We start from the raw sequence: 18,121 nt of genomic DNA, 5'->3' as shown, positions 1-18,121 counted from the left end.
GCGCGCTTGACACGTGCCCGACCGCGTGGCGTACTGCGGGTTGCGTCAGCGGACAAGACGGGGGTGAGTCAACTGGCGGAGCAGCGCTATCCCAATGTGGCCGAACTCGTGCTGTCCGCACGGCAGTTGGTGGCCCATCGCCCCGAGCTCAGCACCCTGCGCCAGGTGGGTGCGTCACGCGCCGGGAGACCTCTGCACCTGCTGTCCGTCGGCCGCTCACCGCGCGCCGTCCTGGTCGTCGCGGGCGCGCACGCGAACGAGCCGACCGGGGGTTCGACGCTGCTGCACCTCGCGGAGTGGACCCTGCGGGACGAGGACCTGCGCGCCGACACCTCCTGGCACTTCCTCCTGTGCGCCGACCCGGACGGCGCGAACCTGCACCGCACGCCCGCCCCGCGCACCCTGTTCGACTACCACCGGCACTTCTTCCGCCCCGCGGGGCCCGAGCAGCCGGAGTGGTCCCCCTCGGTGCTTCCGCCCGACCGGCTGCCTCCCGAGACCCGGGCCCTGACCGGCGTCATCGACGAACTGCGGCCCTACCTGCAGGTGTCGCTACACGGCACCGATCTCGGCGGCAGCTGGGTGCAGTTGACGCGGGACATCCCGGGGCTCGCGGAGCCGTTCGCCAAGTCCGCGGCGGAGCTGCACATACCGGTGGAGACGGGGGCTTCGGATGCCGCGGGCTGGCCGGTTTCGGGGCCCGGTGTCCATGTGCTGCCGGGCCCCGGTTCGGCGGCCGCCTATCCGAGCCTCCCCGAGGACGCCCGGCACACCACCTGGCACCACGCCCACCGGTACGGCGGCCTGACGGCCATCGTCGAGGTCCCCATGTGGGCGAGCGACCTCGTGGACGACGCGGCAGTCCACCCCTCGCCGGTGCGTGCGCTGCGCGGTTTCTCGCAGCGGCTGCGGCGCGACGCGCGCCTGGTCGAGGACATCCTCGACGAGGCGCTGCCACGGCTCCCGGAGGCGCAGGGGCCGCTGCTGCGGGCCGCGCGCTGGGCGCTCGACCTGGTGCCCGGCCTGGCCGACGACTGGGCGCGGCTGCCGCCCGCGGGGACGTCGATGGCGTACATCGGCAGCGTCGACGCCTTCGGGCGCCGCCTTCCGCTGCGGGCCGCCGCGATGCTGCTGCGGGTCCTCGACTCGGCGGGCGACCGGGCCGCGCCCCGCCTCGAGCGGCTCGTCCTGCACTGGAGCGACGCGTTCGCCGAGCGTTTCAGGGCGCGCTGGGTGCCACTGGAGGACCAGGTCGAGCACCAGTCACGGACGACGGTCGCGGCCGCGCGCCACGCGCGCGTGGAGAGCGACTGACCACCCGCACAGCACGCCTCTGCCCCCGGAGGGCTTCACGGAACCGAGAGTTGCAGGCGCTTCACGAAGCCGAGAGCCGAAAGCCCATCGTCCCGAAGTTGACCTGGTCGCCGTCCTGGACGACGGCCGCCCCGATCACCCTGCGGCCGTTCACCGACGTGCCGTTGGTCGACCCGAGGTCGCGCAGCACCCACATGCCGCCCTGACTGCTCAGTTCGGCGTGCACCCGGGAGACCGTCTCGTGGCTGAGCCTGAGGCCGTTCGCGGGGTCGCGGCCGATCCGCAGCGGATGCGGGTTCCCCGGCACCGGCAGGAGCAGTTTCGGCAGCTTCTCGGCCTGCCAGGCCCTGCGCAGCCGGACGGTGAACCCGGAGACGGCGCCGACGGTGCCGAACACCGCCCGTGAGAAGCGTCCCTCGGTCCGCAGATCGGCGGTGAGCGCGGCGAGTTCGTCGGGCTGACGGGCCGCGAGCGCCAGCTCCATGCGCCGCACGAACGTGTCGTGCGACAGCTTGCCGAGTGCAGCGCCCTCCCTGAGCACCTTCAGCGCCCTGTCGCGCTCGGCGTCGGTCAGCCGCGCGGGGTACGTGTGGATCTCAAAGGACGACGTCACCCTGCTGATTGTCGGTCAGCTCGGCCGGGGTGTCCAGAAAACGCGGAACGACCGCGAACCGATCACTTCTGCAGCACGATGGAACCCAGGACAGCGGATAGCGGACAAGGGGGAACTGTCGGTGGAGTTCGATGTGTGGGCACCTGAGGCCGAGCGCGTCGCACTGCAGTGCGAGGGTGCCAGGCGGGCGATGGAGCGCGCCGACGGCCGGGCCGGGTGGTGGACGGTGCGGGCGGACGCCGCCGACGGGGCGCGGTACGGCTTCTCGCTCGACGAAGGACCCGTACTGCCCGATCCCCGCTCGCGGCGCCAGCCGGACGGCCCCGACGGGCTCAGCGCCGTCGTCGACCACGACCGGTACGCGTGGCGCGCGCCCTGGGCGGGGCGCGGAGTGCGGGACGCTGTCCTGTACGAGCTGCACGTGGGGACGTACACACCGGACGGCACGCTCGACTCGGCGGCGGGGCGGCTCGGCCACCTCGCCGAGCTCGGCGTCACCCATGTGGAGCTGATGCCGCTCTGTCCTTTCCCCGGCCGGCACGGCTGGGGGTACGAGGGTGTCTCCCTGTGGGCCGTGCACGAGCCGTACGGCGGCCCTGAAGCGCTGAAACGATTTGTCGATGCCGCGCACGCGCACGGCATCGGAGTCGTCCTCGACGTCGTCCACAACCACCTCGGCCCATCCGGCAATCATCTTCCCGCGTTCGGGCCCTACTTCACGGAGACCCACCAGACTCCGTGGGGCGCCGCGGTCAACCTCGACGCCCCCGGCTCGGACGAGGTGCGCGCGTATCTGGTCGGCAGCGCGCTCGCCTGGCTGCGCGACTACCGCCTGGACGGCCTGCGCCTGGACGCGGTGCACGCGCTGCGGGACACGCGCGCGTGCCACTTCCTGGAAGAGCTCTCGGCGGCCGTGGACGAGCTGGCCGACGAGCTCGGCAGACCGCTCTCGCTGATCGCCGAGTCCGACCAGGGCGATCCGCGCGTCGTCACTCCGCGCGCGAAGGGCGGTCTCGGCCTGCACGCGCAGTGGAACGACGACTTCCACCACGCGCTGCACGCCACGCTCACCGGTGAAGCAAGCGGCTACTACGAAGACTTCACCCACGCCCCCTTCGCCGCCCTCGCCAAGACGCTGACAGGCGGCTTCTTCCACGACGGGACGTACTCGACCTTCCGGGGGCGCCGGCACGGCCGCCCCGTGGACCGCGCACGGACGCCCGCGTTCCGCTTCCTCGGCTACACGCAGACCCACGACCAGATCGGCAATCGCGCGCAAGGAGACCGGCTCTCCGCCACCCTCTCCCCCGGCCTGCTCGCCTGTGCCGCCGCGCTCACCCTCACCGGGCCGTTCACGCCGATGCTGTTCATGGGCGAGGAGTGGGGGGCCGCGACGCCTTGGCAGTTCTTCACCGACCACACCGATCCCGAACTCGCGGAGGCCGTACGCCGCGGCAGGCGGCGGGAGTTCGCGGCACACGGGTGGGCCGAGGGAGACATTCCTGATCCGCAGGACCCGGCCACCAGGGACCGCTCCTGCCTCGACTGGGCCGAGCCCCTGACCGACCCCCACGCGCGCGTGCTCGCCTGGCACCGCGAGCTGATCGCCCTGCGCCGCGCCCGCGGCGACCTCCTCGACCCTGATCTGGCGGCGCTGCGAGTCGCGTACGACGAGGAGAAGCGCTGGTTCGCGGTCCGGCGCGGTGACCTGCGGATCGCGGTGAACATCGGCAAGGAGACGGTCGACGTCCCGCTGGGCGGCCGTGGCGCACGGGTGCTCGCGGCGTGGGAGCCGGTCACCGCGCCCGGCGCGGACGGACTGCTGCGGCTGCCCGCCGAGTCGTGCGCGGTGCTCGCGACGCCATGAGCCTGCGGGGGCTGCCCACGGGACGCCCACATGAGGTCTACGGGGACGGTCAGTTGACGATCGCAAGCTCGCGCGGCGTGGAGTTGAGGCGTCGCACGCCCTCCCCGGTGACCGTCACTATGTCCTCGATGCGCACTCCGAAGCGGCCCGGCAGATAGATGCCGGGCTCCACGGAGAAGCACATGCCGGGCACGAGCGGCAGCTCCTCGCCCTCGATCATGTAGGGCGGCTCGTGGGTGGTGACGCCGATGCCGTGCCCGGTGCGGTGGATGAAGTGCTCGCCGTACCCGGCCTCGGTGATCACCGCCCGCGCCGCCCTGTCGACGTCCTGGCAGGCGGCACCGGGCCGTACCGCGCCACAGCCCGCCTCCTGTGCCTCGCGCACGATGTCGTGGACCCGCTGCTCCTCGGCGCCGGGCTCCCCCACGTGCACCGTGCGCGAGGTGTCCGAGCCGTAGCCGTGCAGCAGGCCGCCGAAGTCCAGGACGACCATGTCGCCGTTTTCGATGACCCGAGCGCTCGCCTCGTGGTGCGGGTTGGCGCCGTTCGGTCCCGAGCCGACGACGGTGAAGTCGACCTGGGAGTGCCCGAACCGCCGCAGCAGATCGGCGAGATCGGCGGCGATGTCGGTCTCCTTGCGGCCCGCGAAGGGGACCTTCCTGATCTCTTCGTACGCGGAGTCCGCGGCGGCACCGGCCGCCGCGAGGCGCTCGAGCTCGGCGGCGTCCTTGACGGCGCGCAGCATGGGGAGCGCTTCGGTGAGGGACACGTAGGAGGTGTTCGGCAGCTCCTTCTGGAAGCCGAGGAGATGCATGGCCCAGGAGTTGTCACTGATGCCGAAACGGCCGTCGACGTCCAGGAGCGGCGCGGTCGCGGCGTAGGGGTCCTTGCCGTCGGTCCAGTCCCGCAGGGAGAGCGCGCTCGCGCCCGCGGCCAGTTCCGCGTCCGGGGCCTCCAGGGTGGGCACCACGAGCACCGGTTCCTGGCCCGCGGCGAGCACGAGGACGGTGAGGCGCTCGGTGGCGGCGGTCGGCGCGTAGCCGGTGAGCCAGACCATGTCGGGGCCCGGCGCGACCAGCAGTCCGGCGAGCCCCGCGTCCGCCGCGCCGGCCGCGGCGCGGTCCATGCGGGCCTTGTAGTCGTCGGCGGTGAAGGGCGCGGGTGTGCCGGTCATGGGGCTGCCGGTCATGGGGCTGCCGGTCATGGGGGCCTCCAGGGCTGCTCGCTGCGGCGTGCACGGCGGTACGGCGATCGGCGACCGGCGCTACGGCGCGGTGCCGGTAGTGCCGATCCTGCCCCTGCGCCGGCGCGTGCGCGAGCCAATTGCGGCGGCCCCCGTCCCGTCGGCACCCCACGGCACCCCACGTCACGAAGCCCGGCGGCCCCTCACGTCACGAAGCCCGGCGTCACCGACAGGGACTGCCGCCCTCCGCTCGCGTGGCGGACGGTCACCGTGACGTTCCTCCCCGGGACAGCGGCGGCGACCGCCGCCGCCAGGGCCTTGGCCGAGGTGACGCGGGTCTTGCCGAAGGCGAGCAGTACGTCGCCGCGTACGAGACCGGCGGTGTGGCCAGGACCCGGGCTGTGCACGCCGACGAGCAGGGCGCCCGGGCCCCTGGGGGCGTCGACGGCCTCCACGCCGAGCGTGGGGCGCGCGGCGGTGCGCTCCCCGGCCTTGTCGGGCTCCTTCCCCGACTGCTTCGGCGGGGCGGCGGGCTCGGACGCCGTGCCCGGAGCGGCAGGACCGCCGGGTCCCGCAGGCCCGACCGGTGACGTCTGCCCGCCCTGCCCCTTGGCGTCGCCCTGCCCCTTGGCGCCGCCCTGGGCCTGCTTCTGTGCCTGCTGCTGCGCCTGTTTCTGCATGTCGGCGAGCTTGCTCATGCCTATGACCGTGGCGCTGACGGTACCCAGACCCACCCCCGTCAGTACAAGGACGGCCGAGAAGAGCAGCCCGAAGAGCAGAGTGACCAGCCTCCGTCCGCGCCGCCGCGCGGCGTGCGGGCGGCGGCCGGACCCGGCTCTGCGGCCCGTGCCGGGTGACCGCCCGGCACGGGCCTTCCGCCCGATGCCGAACCTCCGGCCGGCCCCGAATCCGCCGCCTCGGCCGAACCTGCCGCCCGGGCCGGGATCCTGTCCGGGCATCGGCTTGGGACGCAACGCAGTCTGTTCCATGGCTCACCTCCGGCCACAGAACTACCCGGCGTGACCCGGCGCGACGATTCACGAACGAGTGACGTCCAGGTGTACGGCCTCCACGGCGGGGTCACTCTCCGCTGCCCGACCGTCCCTCTGGGGCCCCGTCAGCCCGTGCGTCCTCCCTAGTGGCCGCCTCCGCCGTGGCCCCCGTCATGGCCGCCGTGCCCCGCCCCGTGGTCGAACTTCAGGGCCTCCTTCGGCATGACCACGAAGGGGCGCATCATGCCCATGTCCTCGTGCTCCAGGAGGTGGCAGTGGTACATGAAACGGCCGTATGCCCCGTCGAACTTGCCCATCACGCGCAGCAGTTGGCCACCGGGGACCAGGAAGACGTCCTTCCAGCCCCGCTCGTTCGGTGCGAGGGGGATCTCCCTCTTCGGGTCGAAGGCGATCGGCGCCAGGGTGCCGCCCACCGTGACGTCGAAGCCCGACGTGTCGTACGCGTCGCGGCCGAGGAGCTGGAAGTCCGCCAGGTGGATGTGCATGGGGTGGGTCACCGGTGGGTTCACCGCGAGGTTCAGGAAGCTCCACTGTTCGTGGCTGCCCTCGGCGATGGTGAAGCCGAGACCGTCGTTGAAGGTGCGGGCGGTCCTGCGGTAGGTCTTGGTCTTGCCGTCGGCGCCCCGCAGCTGGATGACTCCCTCGGTCGGGACCCGGATGTCGCCGGCGTCCTTGATCTCGGCCATTTCCCAGATCTCCGGGTGTCCTCCGCCGCCCTTCGTGGCGGGCGGCGTCAGGACGATCAGGCGGTGGCCGTGCTCGACGTCATGGCTCAGCGGGCGGAACGAGCCCGAGAGGATCTCCGGGAGCGAGAAGGAGTCCTCGGCCTCGGTGTCCCGCACACGGAACTCCATGACCTGCGGATAGCGCACGTCGTTCGCCGGGTCCGGCACACCGGGAGCCTGGCCGCGGCCCTTGTTCACCAGACGCACCCGCTTGCCCGCGAGGGCACGGAAGTCGATCAGGAGGTCCATCCGCTCGGCCGGGGCGACGGTGAGCGTGGGCAGTTCCTCGTCGAAGTCGACCGGCACGGGACGCGGCAACAGGCCGCCGTCGCTGCCGATCTGGTGCATGAGGCCCCGCACGGGGTTGTTGTCCTCGTCGACGAGGACGAGGTCGTAGATGCGGGCGTTCGACGCGTTCACCAGGCGGAACCGGTGCCAGGCCGCGTCGACGTCCGCGTACGGCCAGATGCGGCCGTTCACCGTGCTGTACGGACCCGTGAAGGGCAGCGAGACCGGCTTGCCCGTCTCGGGGTTCTTGGCCTGGACGATGACGGTCTTGTGCAGCAGGCGGCCGTTCAGGCGTCCGTCCTCGTCCGTGTCCAGGTTCCGGTCGGCGAGCAGCAGCGGGATCTCCCGCTCCCCGCAGGGGAGATGGAGCGCTTCCTCTTCGTCGTCGCGCACCAGATACGTGCCGTACAGCCCCGCCTGGACGTTCCAGCGGGTGATGTTCATGGCGTGGTCGTGATACCACCACTGCACCGCCTGGTGGTCGTTCGGGTACTCGGAGAGCTGCGCGTCGCCGAACCCCACCGCGTTGTCCGCCCAGCCGTCATTGCCGCCGCCGGTCTGCGCGCCGTGCAGGTGCGTCACCGACCAGGCCGGCAGCGCGGCCACGTCCTTGTTCGGCTCGACACCCGCGCGCCCCGGCAGGGTGGCGGGACTCGGGACGGCCTGCGGCACCTCTACGGAGGTGACGGGGTACTCGGCGCCCTTCGGGATGCGGTTGGTCCACGCGATGCGGACGCGCCTGCCGCGCCGCACCTCGATCGTCGGCCCCGGCACGCGACCTTCGTACCCCCACATCAGGGTCGGCGGCAGCTGCGGGTGCAGGCGGATCCAGGCCGGCCGCAGCGCGATCTCGGTCTCCGCGGGCACATCGGTCTCGTCGCGTACGTCGACGGAGTCCGGCCGCAGGACCGGCGGCACCGGCAACGGCGTGACGTACGGCGTCAACTCCCCCGCCGATTCCCCCGTCGGCGTCCCCGCCAGGCGCTCCGTGATGCGCTCAATGATGTCGGTCAAGATGAACACCCCCGTGTTGATCAATGCAAATGCAATGACCTCAGCCCTGGAGCCGAATACCCCTGCCCTGAGGCCAGTTGGGCAGCCCGGTCAGTGGCCGCCCTCTCACATCAGAAGACTCCCGGCGCCCCGGCACAGTTCCGCGAATCCCCCATTCCGCAGTAAAAGTATCGGAAAGCGCATAGGGAATCGGGTAGTCCTGTTGTGGGTCTGCTGTCAGTGACCGCTGTTACTTTCGGAGCATGACCGAACGTGCACTCCGTCTGCTGCGACAGGACCCGCGTCTGGCCGAGCTGGCCGCGTTCCCTTTCGCATTCGACCTGTCCCGTACGGACCACGTCGAAGAGGTCCGCCTCGCGTCGGGCGGCCCGCTGGAGCCGGTGGCGGGGGACGATTCCGGGGGCACGTATTTCGTGTGCGGGGACGGTTCCGTGCTGTATGCCGATTCCGAGGGGTCCGCCGGGACCATCGGGGACAGCGTGGACGAAGCCCTGGAGATCCTCGTCGGCCTGCCCGGCTGGCATGACTACGTGGGCCTGTCGCCGACCGACGGCGAGGCGCGGATACTCGCCGAGATCGCGGACACGGAGGGCGACTTCCGCGAGGACTGCGTGCCCGATCTCGACGAGCGCCGCACCGAGCTGCGGGCCGCGCTCGGACTCCCGGAGTGCTCCCCCGTGCAGCTCGTCGCGCGACTGCACGCGGCGCTCCTGCGCACCGAACCGGACCACCTGCTGCTCAACGCCGGCGAGCACCTGGCGTACAAGCGCCTCGACCCCCACCCCCGCCCGCCCCTGTGGGAGCAGGTGCTCGCCAAGGGCCGCACCGACCTGGCCCTGCTGCGGACGGGCGACCGCACGGTCTGGGACGGCGTGGCCCAGAACCGCGCGCGCAGGGTGGCGGTGCTCCGCGCCGCGCAGTACGACCGGCGGAACACCGACCACACCCTCCTGCGCCACCTCCTCAAGCACGAGGCGGACGCCTCCATGTCCGACGAACTGCGGCTAGCCGTAGTTCTCGTGGGGCTCCACGGCCTGGCCGAGGACCTGCCGCTGCTGCGTGAGGTCCATGAGACGACGTACGACACCTGGTGCGGCCTGGCCGGGCTTCCGCAGGAGGCCGGTCAAGTGCGCGAGTGGGCGCGCTCGTTCGATGGGTCCAACTATGGAGTGGACCCCGACGACGAACCGGAATCCACCTGGCTGGAGCTCGCGCGGGGGCAGGGGATGCTGGAGCCGGCCCGCGCCTATCTGATCCGCGAGCTTGACGACACCGGCCCTGACCGAGCACAACTAGCGGTGCTGCGCGACGAGTTGGAGCTCCTTGGGGACTACACCCAGGCGATACGGGCGCAGCGTCTGCTCCGTTCGCTGCAGGACACCGATCAGGGCCGGGTGACCGCCGACGCGCGGCTGGCGGAGCTGGAGCGGAAGGCTGTGGACGCCACGGCGGCGGAATCGTAGGTTTCCCCGCACCGGTGCGGTTGCCGCCCCGACGCGGCGCACCCTTGCGGCGCCGAGGGGTTGGGTCCAACGTGGTCCCGGGCCGCCACGAACGGCCCTCCGCAGGGCGCCTTCCAAGGTGCCTTCCTCAAGGTGCCTTCCGCAAGGTGATCGGAGTCGACATGGCCTCCTCCCCGTCCTTCCCACTCCCCCACACGCTCCTGGGCGACGGCCCCCACAAAGTGATCGCCGTGCACGGCTGGTTCGCCGACCGCTCGGCGTACGCACCGGTGCTCGCGGACCTCGACCTCGCGTCGTTCCAGTACGCGGTGGTCGATCTGCGCGGATATGGGGAGGCGAAGGACGCCGCCGGCGCCTACACGACCTCCGAGGGGGCCGCCGACGTCGTCGCCCTGGCGGACCTCCTCGGCTGGGACCGCTTCTCGCTGATCGGCCATTCCATGGGCGGCAGCGTCGGCCAGCGGGTCCTCGCGATCGCACCGCACCGGGTCCGCAGGTTGGTCGGCGTCTCGCCCGTGCCCGCCTCCGGCCTCGAACTACCGCCGGAGCAGTGGGAGTTGTTCGCCGAGGCCGACCGGCGGCCGGGGAACCGCCGCGCGATCATCGATGCCACCACCGGCGGCACACGGCCCGCGGCCTGGCTCGACCGCATGGTGCAACGCTCACTGGACGTCAGCGACGCGAAGGCCTTCCGTGCCTGGCTCGACTCCTGGGCGGGCGAGGACTTCCACGACCGGATCGAGGGCTCGACGGTGCCGGCGCTCGCGGTGGTCGGGGCGCTCGATCCCGCGCTGGGGGCGGACCTGATGCGCCGGACCTGGCTGCGCTGGTACGCGCGTGCCGAACTCGCCGAACTCAGCCAGGCGGGCCACTACGCGATGGACGAGACTCCGCTCGCCCTCATCCGCGCCGTGGAGGACTTCCTGCGCAAGGACGGCGAGAGTGGCCGTGTGAGTGGAGACAGCCCTTCGTGAGCACCGAACTGACCTCCGTCCCCGACGTGTTCGACCCCAGGCAGTACGCGGCCGGGATCCCGCACGACCGCTACCGCGCACTCCGCGACCGGTGCCCCGTCGCCTGGCAGAGCGAGCCCCGCGTGCTCGACTGGCCCGCGGGGCCGGGCTTCTGGGCGGTGACCCGGCACACGGACGTCGTACGCGTGCTCAGGGACTCCGCCACGTACTCGTCGTACCTGGGTGCCACGCAGATCCGCGACCCCGCCCCGGATGACCTGCCGTTCATCCGGCGCATGATGCTCAATCAGGATCCCTCAGAGCACGGCAGGTTACGGCGGATGGTGAGCCGCGCGTTCACGCCCCGGCGCGTGGAACGCTTCGAGTCCCTGGTACGCCACCGGGCCCGCACCCTGCTCGCGACGGCAGCGGACCGGGCCGGTGACTCCGACGGCACCTGCGATCTCGTCTCCGCCGTCACCGACGACTACGCACTGCTCAACCTCGCCGACCTCCTCGGCGTTCCCGAGAGCGACCGCGGCCTGCTGCTGCACTGGACCCAGCGCGTGATCGGTTACCAGGACCCCGACGAGGCGGGGGCGTTGACGCTCGGCCCTGACGGCAAGCCGGTCAACCCACGCTCACCGGCGATGCTGCGCGACATGTTCGGTTACGCGCAGGACCTCGCGGCACACAAGCGCCGCGTACCCGCTGACGACATCATGACCACCCTGGCGACCGACCCCGAACTGACCGCCCCCGAGCTGGAGATGTTCTTCTTCCTGCTCACCGTCGCGGGCAACGACACCGTGCGCGGCGCGGCGCCCGGCGGCCTCCTCGCGTTCGCCGAGCACCCGGACGAGTACCGCCGCTTCCGCGAGGGCGACGCACCGATCGCCACCACCGTGGAGGAACTGCTGCGCCATCATCCTCCCGTCCTCACCTTCCGCCGGACAGCCGCCAAGGACACCATCCTGGCGAACCGGACCATTCGCGCCGGGGACAAGGTGGTGGTCTTCCACGCTTCGGCCAACCACGACGAACGCGTCTTCGCGGACCCGCACCGCCTGGACCTCTCCCGCTCCCCCAACCCTCATGTCTCCTTCGGCGATGGCCCGCACGTCTGCCTGGGCGCACACTTCGCCCGACTCCAACTCCGCGTTCTCTACGAGGAGTTCCGGTCCGCGTGGCCCGCGCACCCGGAACCGGCCGGTCCGCCGCGGCGCCTTGTCTCCAACTTCATCAACGGGCTCAAGTCGGTGCCGGTCCACGTGCCGATGGCGCGTTAGCCATCCGATACGGTTCAAGATCCACCGCGAACCCCGCGCGCCCGCTCCGCGCGCCACCGACCACGGAGACTCCCGCATGCACGGCGCAGCCGTCCCCGCAGCCGAGGACGAGAACCACGACGACATCTTCCCGAGCGCCGAGGCCCCCGATGACGGCACGCCCTGGCAGGCCCCCGCCGATCTCGAAGAGCACCTGTACGAACTGTGCGAGGCCGACGACGGGTACACCTACCTGCGGGCGATAGCCGTCACCGGCCTGTACCGCCCGGTGGCGGCGGCCGGCATCGAACCGGGTGCGACCGAGCGCCCGGTCCTCACCGTCGACCTCCCCGACGGCCGCCGGTTCGCCCAGATGTACACCGTCGGGCTGCTCCCCCGGCCGCACCCCGAGGTGGTGTACGAGTTCGTCACGCTCGGCACGCTCGCCGCCGAACTGCCCGACGACATCGACCTATTGGTCGTCAACGCGGCCACGCCCTGCCAGCAGTTCTTTCTGACGACCGAGGAGGAACGGGACGTCTGGGCGGACCTGCACGAGGACCTCTACGTCGACGGGCGTCTGCACGACCGCATCGACACCCGCCGCACCGGCGCCCCGGAGTCCCCCACCCTGCTGCACGGCCTGGCCTGCGGCGCCCACCTCTGCTTCGCCAACGGCGACGCCTGGAACACCCTGGACTGGCACGGCGCGGGCTACAACTCGGAGGTGGAGCGCCTCGCGCAGTGGTGGGGCGTGGGCAGCCGCGAGGACTGGCTCGATGTGCAGGAGCGCCTCCTGAACCGTGAAGTCAGCCCGTGGTACTGGGACTTCGTCCTCGGCGCCCGTACGTCACTGATCGAGCAGTTCGGCCCGCGCGTGGACCCCGAGCAGTGGCGCCAGTGCGTGGAGGTGACGATCCGCAACCGCATGGCCGAGACCGGCGGCCATAACGTCGCGCACAAGCCGGGCGACGACCCCGACCTGGACGACTTCGTCGCCGCGCTGCGCGGCCTCGTCGGCAAGATCATCCGATACGAGTCCCGCTTCCGCGCCGACGAGCTCCTGCCGCCCGACGGTCATGTCCGCACCCTCGCGGCCTGGGACATCGGGCGCGCGTCGAAGATGGCCCGCTGGGGGCGCGGCGCCCGGTACGCGACCCATGCGGAGCTGGAGGCGTCCATCGAGCGCGCGAGCCACGCGGCCCGGTCGGCGTACACCTCGTGGGAGGAGTTCTCCGCGGGCTACGTCCTCGGGCGCTGCCTCCACTTCGACGAGGAGCAGTTCGGCGACTGGTACACGACGGTGCTCCAGGCGCACCGCGAGCTGGTCTCGGATCCGGACAGTCCGTGGCTGACGGTGCCGTTCCAGTGATCCGGTAGCGACCCGGGGGGGCGGCGCCCTTGACCGCCCCGCTCACCTGAGCGCCCCGCATCACAATCTGGTCTCGCTGACCCACCAGGGTCTTGCCACCCACCCGTGTAATCGATTCCAATCCTCCGTGTAATCGATTCCACAAGGAGGTGGACCGGCGATGGCGAGCATCAAGGACGTCGCGGCCGAGGCAGGCGTATCCGTCGCCACGGTCTCGCGCGTCCTGAACAGTCACCCCTCGGTCAGCCCGGCCGCCCGCGCCCGCGTCATCGCCGCGATAGAGAGCCTCGGCTACCGCCCGAACGCCGTCGCCCGCTCCCTGCGCACAGACCAGACCCGCACCCTCGGCCTGGTCATCAGCGACGTACTGAACCCGTACTTCACGGCCCTGGCCCGCTCCGTCGAGGAGGCGGCCCGCGCACTCGGCTACAGCGTGATCATCGGCAACGCCGACGAGCGGCCCGAACTGCAGGACCACCACGTGCGCACGCTCCTGGACCGGCGGATCGACGGACTCCTGGTCTCCCCCACCGACGGCGGCTCCCCGCTGATGCTCGACACCGCGCGCTCCAGCACCCCGATGGTCTTCGTGGACCGCTGGATCCCGGGCGCGGACGTCCCCGTCGTCCGCGCCGACGGCCGCGAAGCCGTCCGTGACCTTGTCGCCCACCTGCACGCCGTCGGCCACCGCAGGCTCGCGATCATCGCCGGGCCCGCGGCCACCACCACCGGCAGCGAGCGCGTCGACGCCTTCCGCGACGCACTCGGCGCGTACGGGCTTCCGCTGCCCGCCGACTACATCGGGCAGGGCGACTTCCAGGCCGACAGCGGGCGCCGCGCCACCGAGCGGTTCCTCGCGCTGCCCGAGCCGCCCCACGCCATCTTCGCCGCGGACAACCTGATGGCGCTCGGCGCGCTCGACGCGATCCGCGCACGCGGCCTCCGCGTGCCGCACGACATCGCGCTCGCCGCCTTCGACGACATCCCGTGGTTCGTGCACACCGACCCGCCGATCACCGCCATCGCCCAGCCGACCGGCGACCTGGGCCGGGCCGCCGTACAGGCCTTGGTCGACCTGATCGAGGGCAGGCGCCCCACATCCGTCACCCTGCCCGCCCGTCTCGTCGTACGCCGCTCCTGCGGCGAGTCACCCACCGACCGGAGGAGCAACACGTGAGTACCGCAGACGAGTTGCCGCGCGGCGCCGACCGCAGCCCCGACGAGTTGCTGCGGATCGAAGGGATACGCAAGACCTTCCCCGGCGTCGTCGCGCTCGACTCCGTCGACTTCGACCTGCGCCGCGGTGAGGTGCATGTCCTGCTCGGCGAGAACGGCGCGGGCAAGAGCACGCTCATCAAGATGCTCTCCGGCGCCTACCGCCCCGACAGCGGCCGCATCCTCGTGGACGGGAAGGAAACCCGCATCCACGGCGCGCAGGACGCCGAGCGGCTCGGCATCGCCACGATCTACCAGGAGTTCAACCTCGTACCCGACCTCACCGTCGCGGAGAACATCTTCCTGGGCCGCCAACCGCGCCGCTTCGGAATGATCGACCGCAAGGCGATGGAGTCGGCCGCCGAGGACCTCCTGAAGCGGGTCGGCGTCCAGGTGTCTCCGCGCGCCAAGGTCCGCGAACTCGGCATCGCCAGGCTCCAGATGGTGGAGATCGCCAAGGCGCTCAGCCTTCAGGCCCGCGTCCTGATCATGGACGAGCCGACGGCCGTCCTGACGAGCGAGGAGGTCGACAAACTCTTCGCGATCGTGCGGCAGTTGCGCGCGGACGGCGTCGGAGTCGTCTTCATCACCCACCATCTCGAAGAGATCGCCGCACTCGGCGACCGCGTGACCGTCCTGCGCGACGGCCGCAGCGTCGACCAGGTGCCCGCGTCGACGGCGGAGGACGAGCTGGTACGCCTCATGGTGGGCCGCAGCATCGAGCAGCAGTATCCGCGTGAACGCCCCGACGCCGGGGGCGAGTTGCTCACGGTGAAGGGGCTCACCCGGGACGGAGTCTTCCACGACGTCAGCTTCGAGGTGCGGGCCGGAGAGGTCGTCGGCCTCGCGGGGCTCGTCGGCGCGGGACGCACCGAGGTGGCGCGTGCCGTCTTCGGCGCCGATCGGTACGACGCGGGCTCCGTCGACGTACGCGGTGAGCGTCTGCCCCGGCATGACGTGATCGCCGCGATGGGCGCGGGCATCGGCCTCGTGCCGGAGGACCGCAAGGGGCAAGGGCTGCTGCTCGACGCCTCCGTGCAGGAGAACCTCGGCCTGGTGACGCTGCGTTCGGCTACGCGCTCCGGGCTCGTGGACCTCAAGGGGCAGCGGGTCGCGGCCGCCAGGATCGCCGAGCAGCTCGGCGTGCGGATGGCCGGGCTCGGCCAGCACGTGCGCACGCTATCCGGCGGCAACCAGCAGAAGGTCGTCATCGGCAAGTGGCTGCTCGCCGGCGCCTTGGTCCTCATCCTCGACGAGCCGACGCGCGGCATCGACGTGGGCGCGAAGGTCGAGATCTACCAGCTCATCAACGAACTGACGGCCTCCGGGCACGCGGTCCTGATGATCTCCAGCGATCTGCCCGAGGTCCTCGGCATGAGCGACCGCGTGCTCGTCATGGCGCAGGGCCGCATCGCGGGCGAACTCGCGGCGGACGAGGCGACGCAGGACGCGGTGATGGCGCTGGCCGTCAGCACCACCGCACCAACAGACGTGTCGGCAGCGACACAGAACGACGCAACCGAAGGGGAGGCCTCCCGTGGCCACTGAAACGCTGAAGAGCAACGCGGGTGGCGCCACCGGTCTGCGCCGCGTGCTGCTCGACAACGGCGCGCTGAGCGCCCTGGTCGTCCTCCTGGTGGCGATGTCGCTGCTCTCCGGCGACTTCCTCACCACCCAGAACCTGCTCAATGTGGGCGTGCAGGCCGCCGTCACCGCGATCCTCGCGTTCGGCGTCACGTTCGTCATCGTCTCGGCGGGCATCGACCTGTCGGTCGGATCGGTGGCCGCGCTCTCCGCGACGGTCCTCGCCTGGTCGGCGACGTCCGAAGGCATGCCGGTCTGGCTCGCGGTCATCTTCGCCGTCGGCACCGGCATAGCGTGCGGATTCGTCAACGGCCTGCTCGTCTCGTACGGCAAACTCCCGCCGTTCATCGCGACGTTGGCGATGCTGTCGGTGGCCCGCGGCCTCTCCCTGGTCATCTCGCAGGGCAGCCCGATCCCGTTCCCGGACTCGGTCTCCAACCTCGGTGACACCATCGGCGGCTGGCTGCCGGTCCCGGTCATCGTGATGATCGCGATGGGTCTGGTCACGGCGCTCATCCTGGGCCGTACGTACATCGGCCGTTCCATGTACGCGATCGGCGGCAACGAAGAGGCGGCCCGCCTCTCCGGCCTGCGCGTGAAGCGGCAGAAGCTCGTCATCTACGGCCTGTCCGGCCTCTTCGCCGCCGTCGCGGGTATCGTTCTCGCCTCCCGCCTGGTCTCCGCGCAGCCGCAGGCCGCGCAGGGTTACGAGCTGGACGCGATCGCGGCGGTCGTCATCGGCGGCGCGAGCCTGGCGGGCGGCGTCGGCAAGGCGTCCGGCACCCTGATCGGCGCGCTGATCCTGGCGGTCCTGCGCAACGGCCTCAACCTCCTTTCGGTGTCCGCCTTCTGGCAGCAGGTCGTGATCGGCGTCGTCATCGCGCTGGCCGTTCTCCTCGACACGTTGCGCCGCAAGGCGGGGGCGACCCCCGGCGCGTCGACCGGCGCGGCAGTCGGCGGCGGGAAGAAGGGGCCGCAGGTACTGAAGCTCGGGATCGCGGCCGTACTGGTGGCGGCCGTCGTGGGCGCCGTCTCCTTCTTCAACAACGGTTCGTCCGGTACGTCGACGAAGATCGGCATGTCGCTCTCCACCCTCAACAACCCCTTCTTCGTGCAGATGAAGGAGGGCGCGCAGGCGGAGGCCAAGAAGGCAGGCATCGACCTCACGGTCACGGACGCCCAGAACGACGCCTCGCAGCAGACCAACCAGCTGCAGAACTTCACCGGCGAAGGCATGAAGTCGATCATCGTCAACCCGGTCGACTCGGACGCGGTGGGCCCGGCGGTGCGCGGCGCCAACAAGTCGGACATCCCGGTGATCGCCGCCGACCGAGGCGTCAACAAGGCCAAGGCGGCGACGCTCGTCGCCTCGGACAACGTCGCGGGCGGCAAGCTCGCCGCGAAGACCCTCGCGGAGAAGCTGGGCGGCAAGGGCAGGATCGTCACGCTGCAGGGCGTCGCGGGCACGTCGGCGAGCCGCGAGCGGGGCAAGGGCTTCGCCGAAGGCATCAAGGAGTACCCCGGCATCAAGGTCGTCGCCTCCCAGCCCGCGGACTTCGACCGCACCAAGGGCCTGGACGTCATGACGAACCTGATCCAGTCCAACCCCGGCGTCAACGGCGTCTTCGCCGAGAACGACGAGATGGCCCTCGGCGCCGCCAAGGCGCTCGGCGGCAAGGCGGGCAAGTCGGTATCGGTGGTCGGCTTCGACGGAACTCCAGACGGACTCAAGGCCGTTGAGGCGGGCACGCTGTACGCGTCCGTGGCCCAGCAGCCGAAGGAGCTGGGCAGGATCGCCGTACAGAACGCGGTGAAGGCGATGCGCGGCAAGGAGGTCGACTCGATGGTGAAGGTCCCGGTGAAGGTGGTCACGAAGAAGAACGCGGCGGACTTCTCCTGACGGCACACTTGCCCGTCGCCTCCGCGCCGGCACAACCCCGCCGAGTCGCCGAGCGCGGGGCGCCGGCACCGCGCCCCGCGACACCGTTTCCCCGCCACCGCGACCCGGCGCTCGGCAAACGCGGGTCGCGGGTCGCCGGTCGCGGGCGCGGGTCGCCCGGGCACGGGTCGCAGGTTGCCGGTCGCCGGTCGCCGGTCGCGGGACGCCGGTCGCCGGTCGCGGGACGCCCGGGCACGGGTCGCAGGTGGCCGGTCGCCGGTCGCCCGGGCACCGGTCTCCGGCTGCCGGGCGCGGTTCGCCGTGCCCCGACACCGCACCCGGACGCCCGGGCACGGGTCGCCGGTCGCAG

Annotated in this window: 13 protein-coding genes; 9 read left to right on the top strand and 4 right to left on the bottom strand. The window is 71.5% G+C overall.

The features are described from left to right. The first annotated feature begins 63 nt into the window (after positions 1–63). Positions 64–1,314 (top strand): M14 family zinc carboxypeptidase, encoded by a 1,251-nt coding sequence (locus ACZ5WE_RS31300; RefSeq protein ID WP_467688109.1) that lies wholly within the window; start codon positions 64–66, stop codon positions 1,312–1,314. A 61-nt stretch (positions 1,315–1,375) separates the two neighbouring features. Here the strand turns inward: ACZ5WE_RS31300 and ACZ5WE_RS31295 are convergent, their stop codons facing one another. Further along, on the bottom strand, positions 1,376–1,927 hold the full coding sequence (locus tag ACZ5WE_RS31295) for an FHA domain-containing protein (RefSeq protein WP_467688111.1): 552 nt from the start codon (positions 1,925–1,927) through the stop codon (positions 1,376–1,378). Positions 1,928–2,048: 121 nt separating this feature from the next. On the opposite strand from ACZ5WE_RS31295, the gene treZ reads away from it, so the two are divergent. Continuing rightward, positions 2,049–3,794, top strand: a complete 1,746-nt coding sequence (gene treZ / locus ACZ5WE_RS31290; protein WP_467688113.1) for a malto-oligosyltrehalose trehalohydrolase — start codon at positions 2,049–2,051, stop codon at positions 3,792–3,794. A gap of 49 nt (positions 3,795–3,843) precedes the next feature. Here the strand turns inward: treZ and ACZ5WE_RS31285 are convergent, their stop codons facing one another. The 3 genes from ACZ5WE_RS31285 to phsA all read right to left on the bottom strand — a co-directional run bounded on the left by ACZ5WE_RS31285 (position 3,844) and on the right by phsA (position 8,017). Further along, positions 3,844–4,968 (bottom strand): M24 family metallopeptidase, encoded by a 1,125-nt coding sequence (locus tag ACZ5WE_RS31285; RefSeq protein ID WP_467688563.1) that lies wholly within the window; start codon positions 4,966–4,968, stop codon positions 3,844–3,846. Positions 4,969–5,180: 212 nt separating this feature from the next. Next, positions 5,181–5,966, bottom strand: coding sequence for a PDZ domain-containing protein (locus ACZ5WE_RS31280; RefSeq protein ID WP_467688115.1), 786 nt, complete (start codon positions 5,964–5,966; stop codon positions 5,181–5,183). Positions 5,967–6,112: 146 nt separating this feature from the next. Then, on the bottom strand, positions 6,113–8,017 hold the full coding sequence (gene phsA, locus ACZ5WE_RS31275) for an O-aminophenol oxidase PhsA (RefSeq protein WP_467688117.1): 1,905 nt from the start codon (positions 8,015–8,017) through the stop codon (positions 6,113–6,115). 242 nt (positions 8,018–8,259) lie between these two features. On the opposite strand from phsA, the gene ACZ5WE_RS31270 reads away from it, so the two are divergent. The 7 genes from ACZ5WE_RS31270 (at position 8,260) to ACZ5WE_RS31240 (ending at position 17,772) form a co-directional block, all read left to right on the top strand. Then, the gene (locus ACZ5WE_RS31270) at positions 8,260–9,480 is read left to right on the top strand and encodes a hypothetical protein (protein ID WP_467688119.1); all 1,221 of its coding nucleotides are present in this window, start codon (positions 8,260–8,262) and stop codon (positions 9,478–9,480) included. 161 nt (positions 9,481–9,641) lie between these two features. Continuing rightward, entirely contained in the window at positions 9,642–10,454 is an 813-nt protein-coding gene (locus ACZ5WE_RS31265) for an alpha/beta fold hydrolase (protein WP_467688565.1), read from the top strand. Beyond that, the gene (locus ACZ5WE_RS31260; RefSeq protein ID WP_467688121.1) at positions 10,451–11,722 is read left to right on the top strand and encodes a cytochrome P450; all 1,272 of its coding nucleotides are present in this window, start codon (positions 10,451–10,453) and stop codon (positions 11,720–11,722) included. The genes ACZ5WE_RS31265 and ACZ5WE_RS31260 overlap by 4 nt, the downstream gene beginning before the upstream one ends. Before the next feature lie 76 nt (positions 11,723–11,798). Further along, on the top strand, positions 11,799–13,073 hold the full coding sequence (locus tag ACZ5WE_RS31255) for a DUF1266 domain-containing protein (RefSeq protein ID WP_467688123.1): 1,275 nt from the start codon (positions 11,799–11,801) through the stop codon (positions 13,071–13,073). 160 nt (positions 13,074–13,233) lie between these two features. Next, positions 13,234–14,250: a LacI family DNA-binding transcriptional regulator gene (locus tag ACZ5WE_RS31250; protein ID WP_467688125.1), complete on the top strand. Its 1,017-nt coding sequence runs from the start codon at positions 13,234–13,236 to the stop codon at positions 14,248–14,250. Next, positions 14,247–15,836, top strand: a complete 1,590-nt coding sequence (locus ACZ5WE_RS31245; protein ID WP_467688126.1) for a sugar ABC transporter ATP-binding protein — start codon at positions 14,247–14,249, stop codon at positions 15,834–15,836. Before ACZ5WE_RS31250 ends, ACZ5WE_RS31245 begins: the two co-directional genes overlap by 4 nt. Further along, positions 15,826–17,772: an ABC transporter permease/substrate-binding protein gene (locus ACZ5WE_RS31240; protein ID WP_467688128.1), complete on the top strand. Its 1,947-nt coding sequence runs from the start codon at positions 15,826–15,828 to the stop codon at positions 17,770–17,772. The genes ACZ5WE_RS31245 and ACZ5WE_RS31240 overlap by 11 nt, the downstream gene beginning before the upstream one ends. Positions 17,773–18,121: the final 349 nt, after the last annotated feature.

The sequence above is a fragment of the Streptomyces sp. NPDC033180 genome (assembly GCF_055577645.1).
The sequence above is the reverse complement of the archived record's forward strand: the minus strand, read 5'-3'. Positions and strand labels throughout refer to the sequence as shown.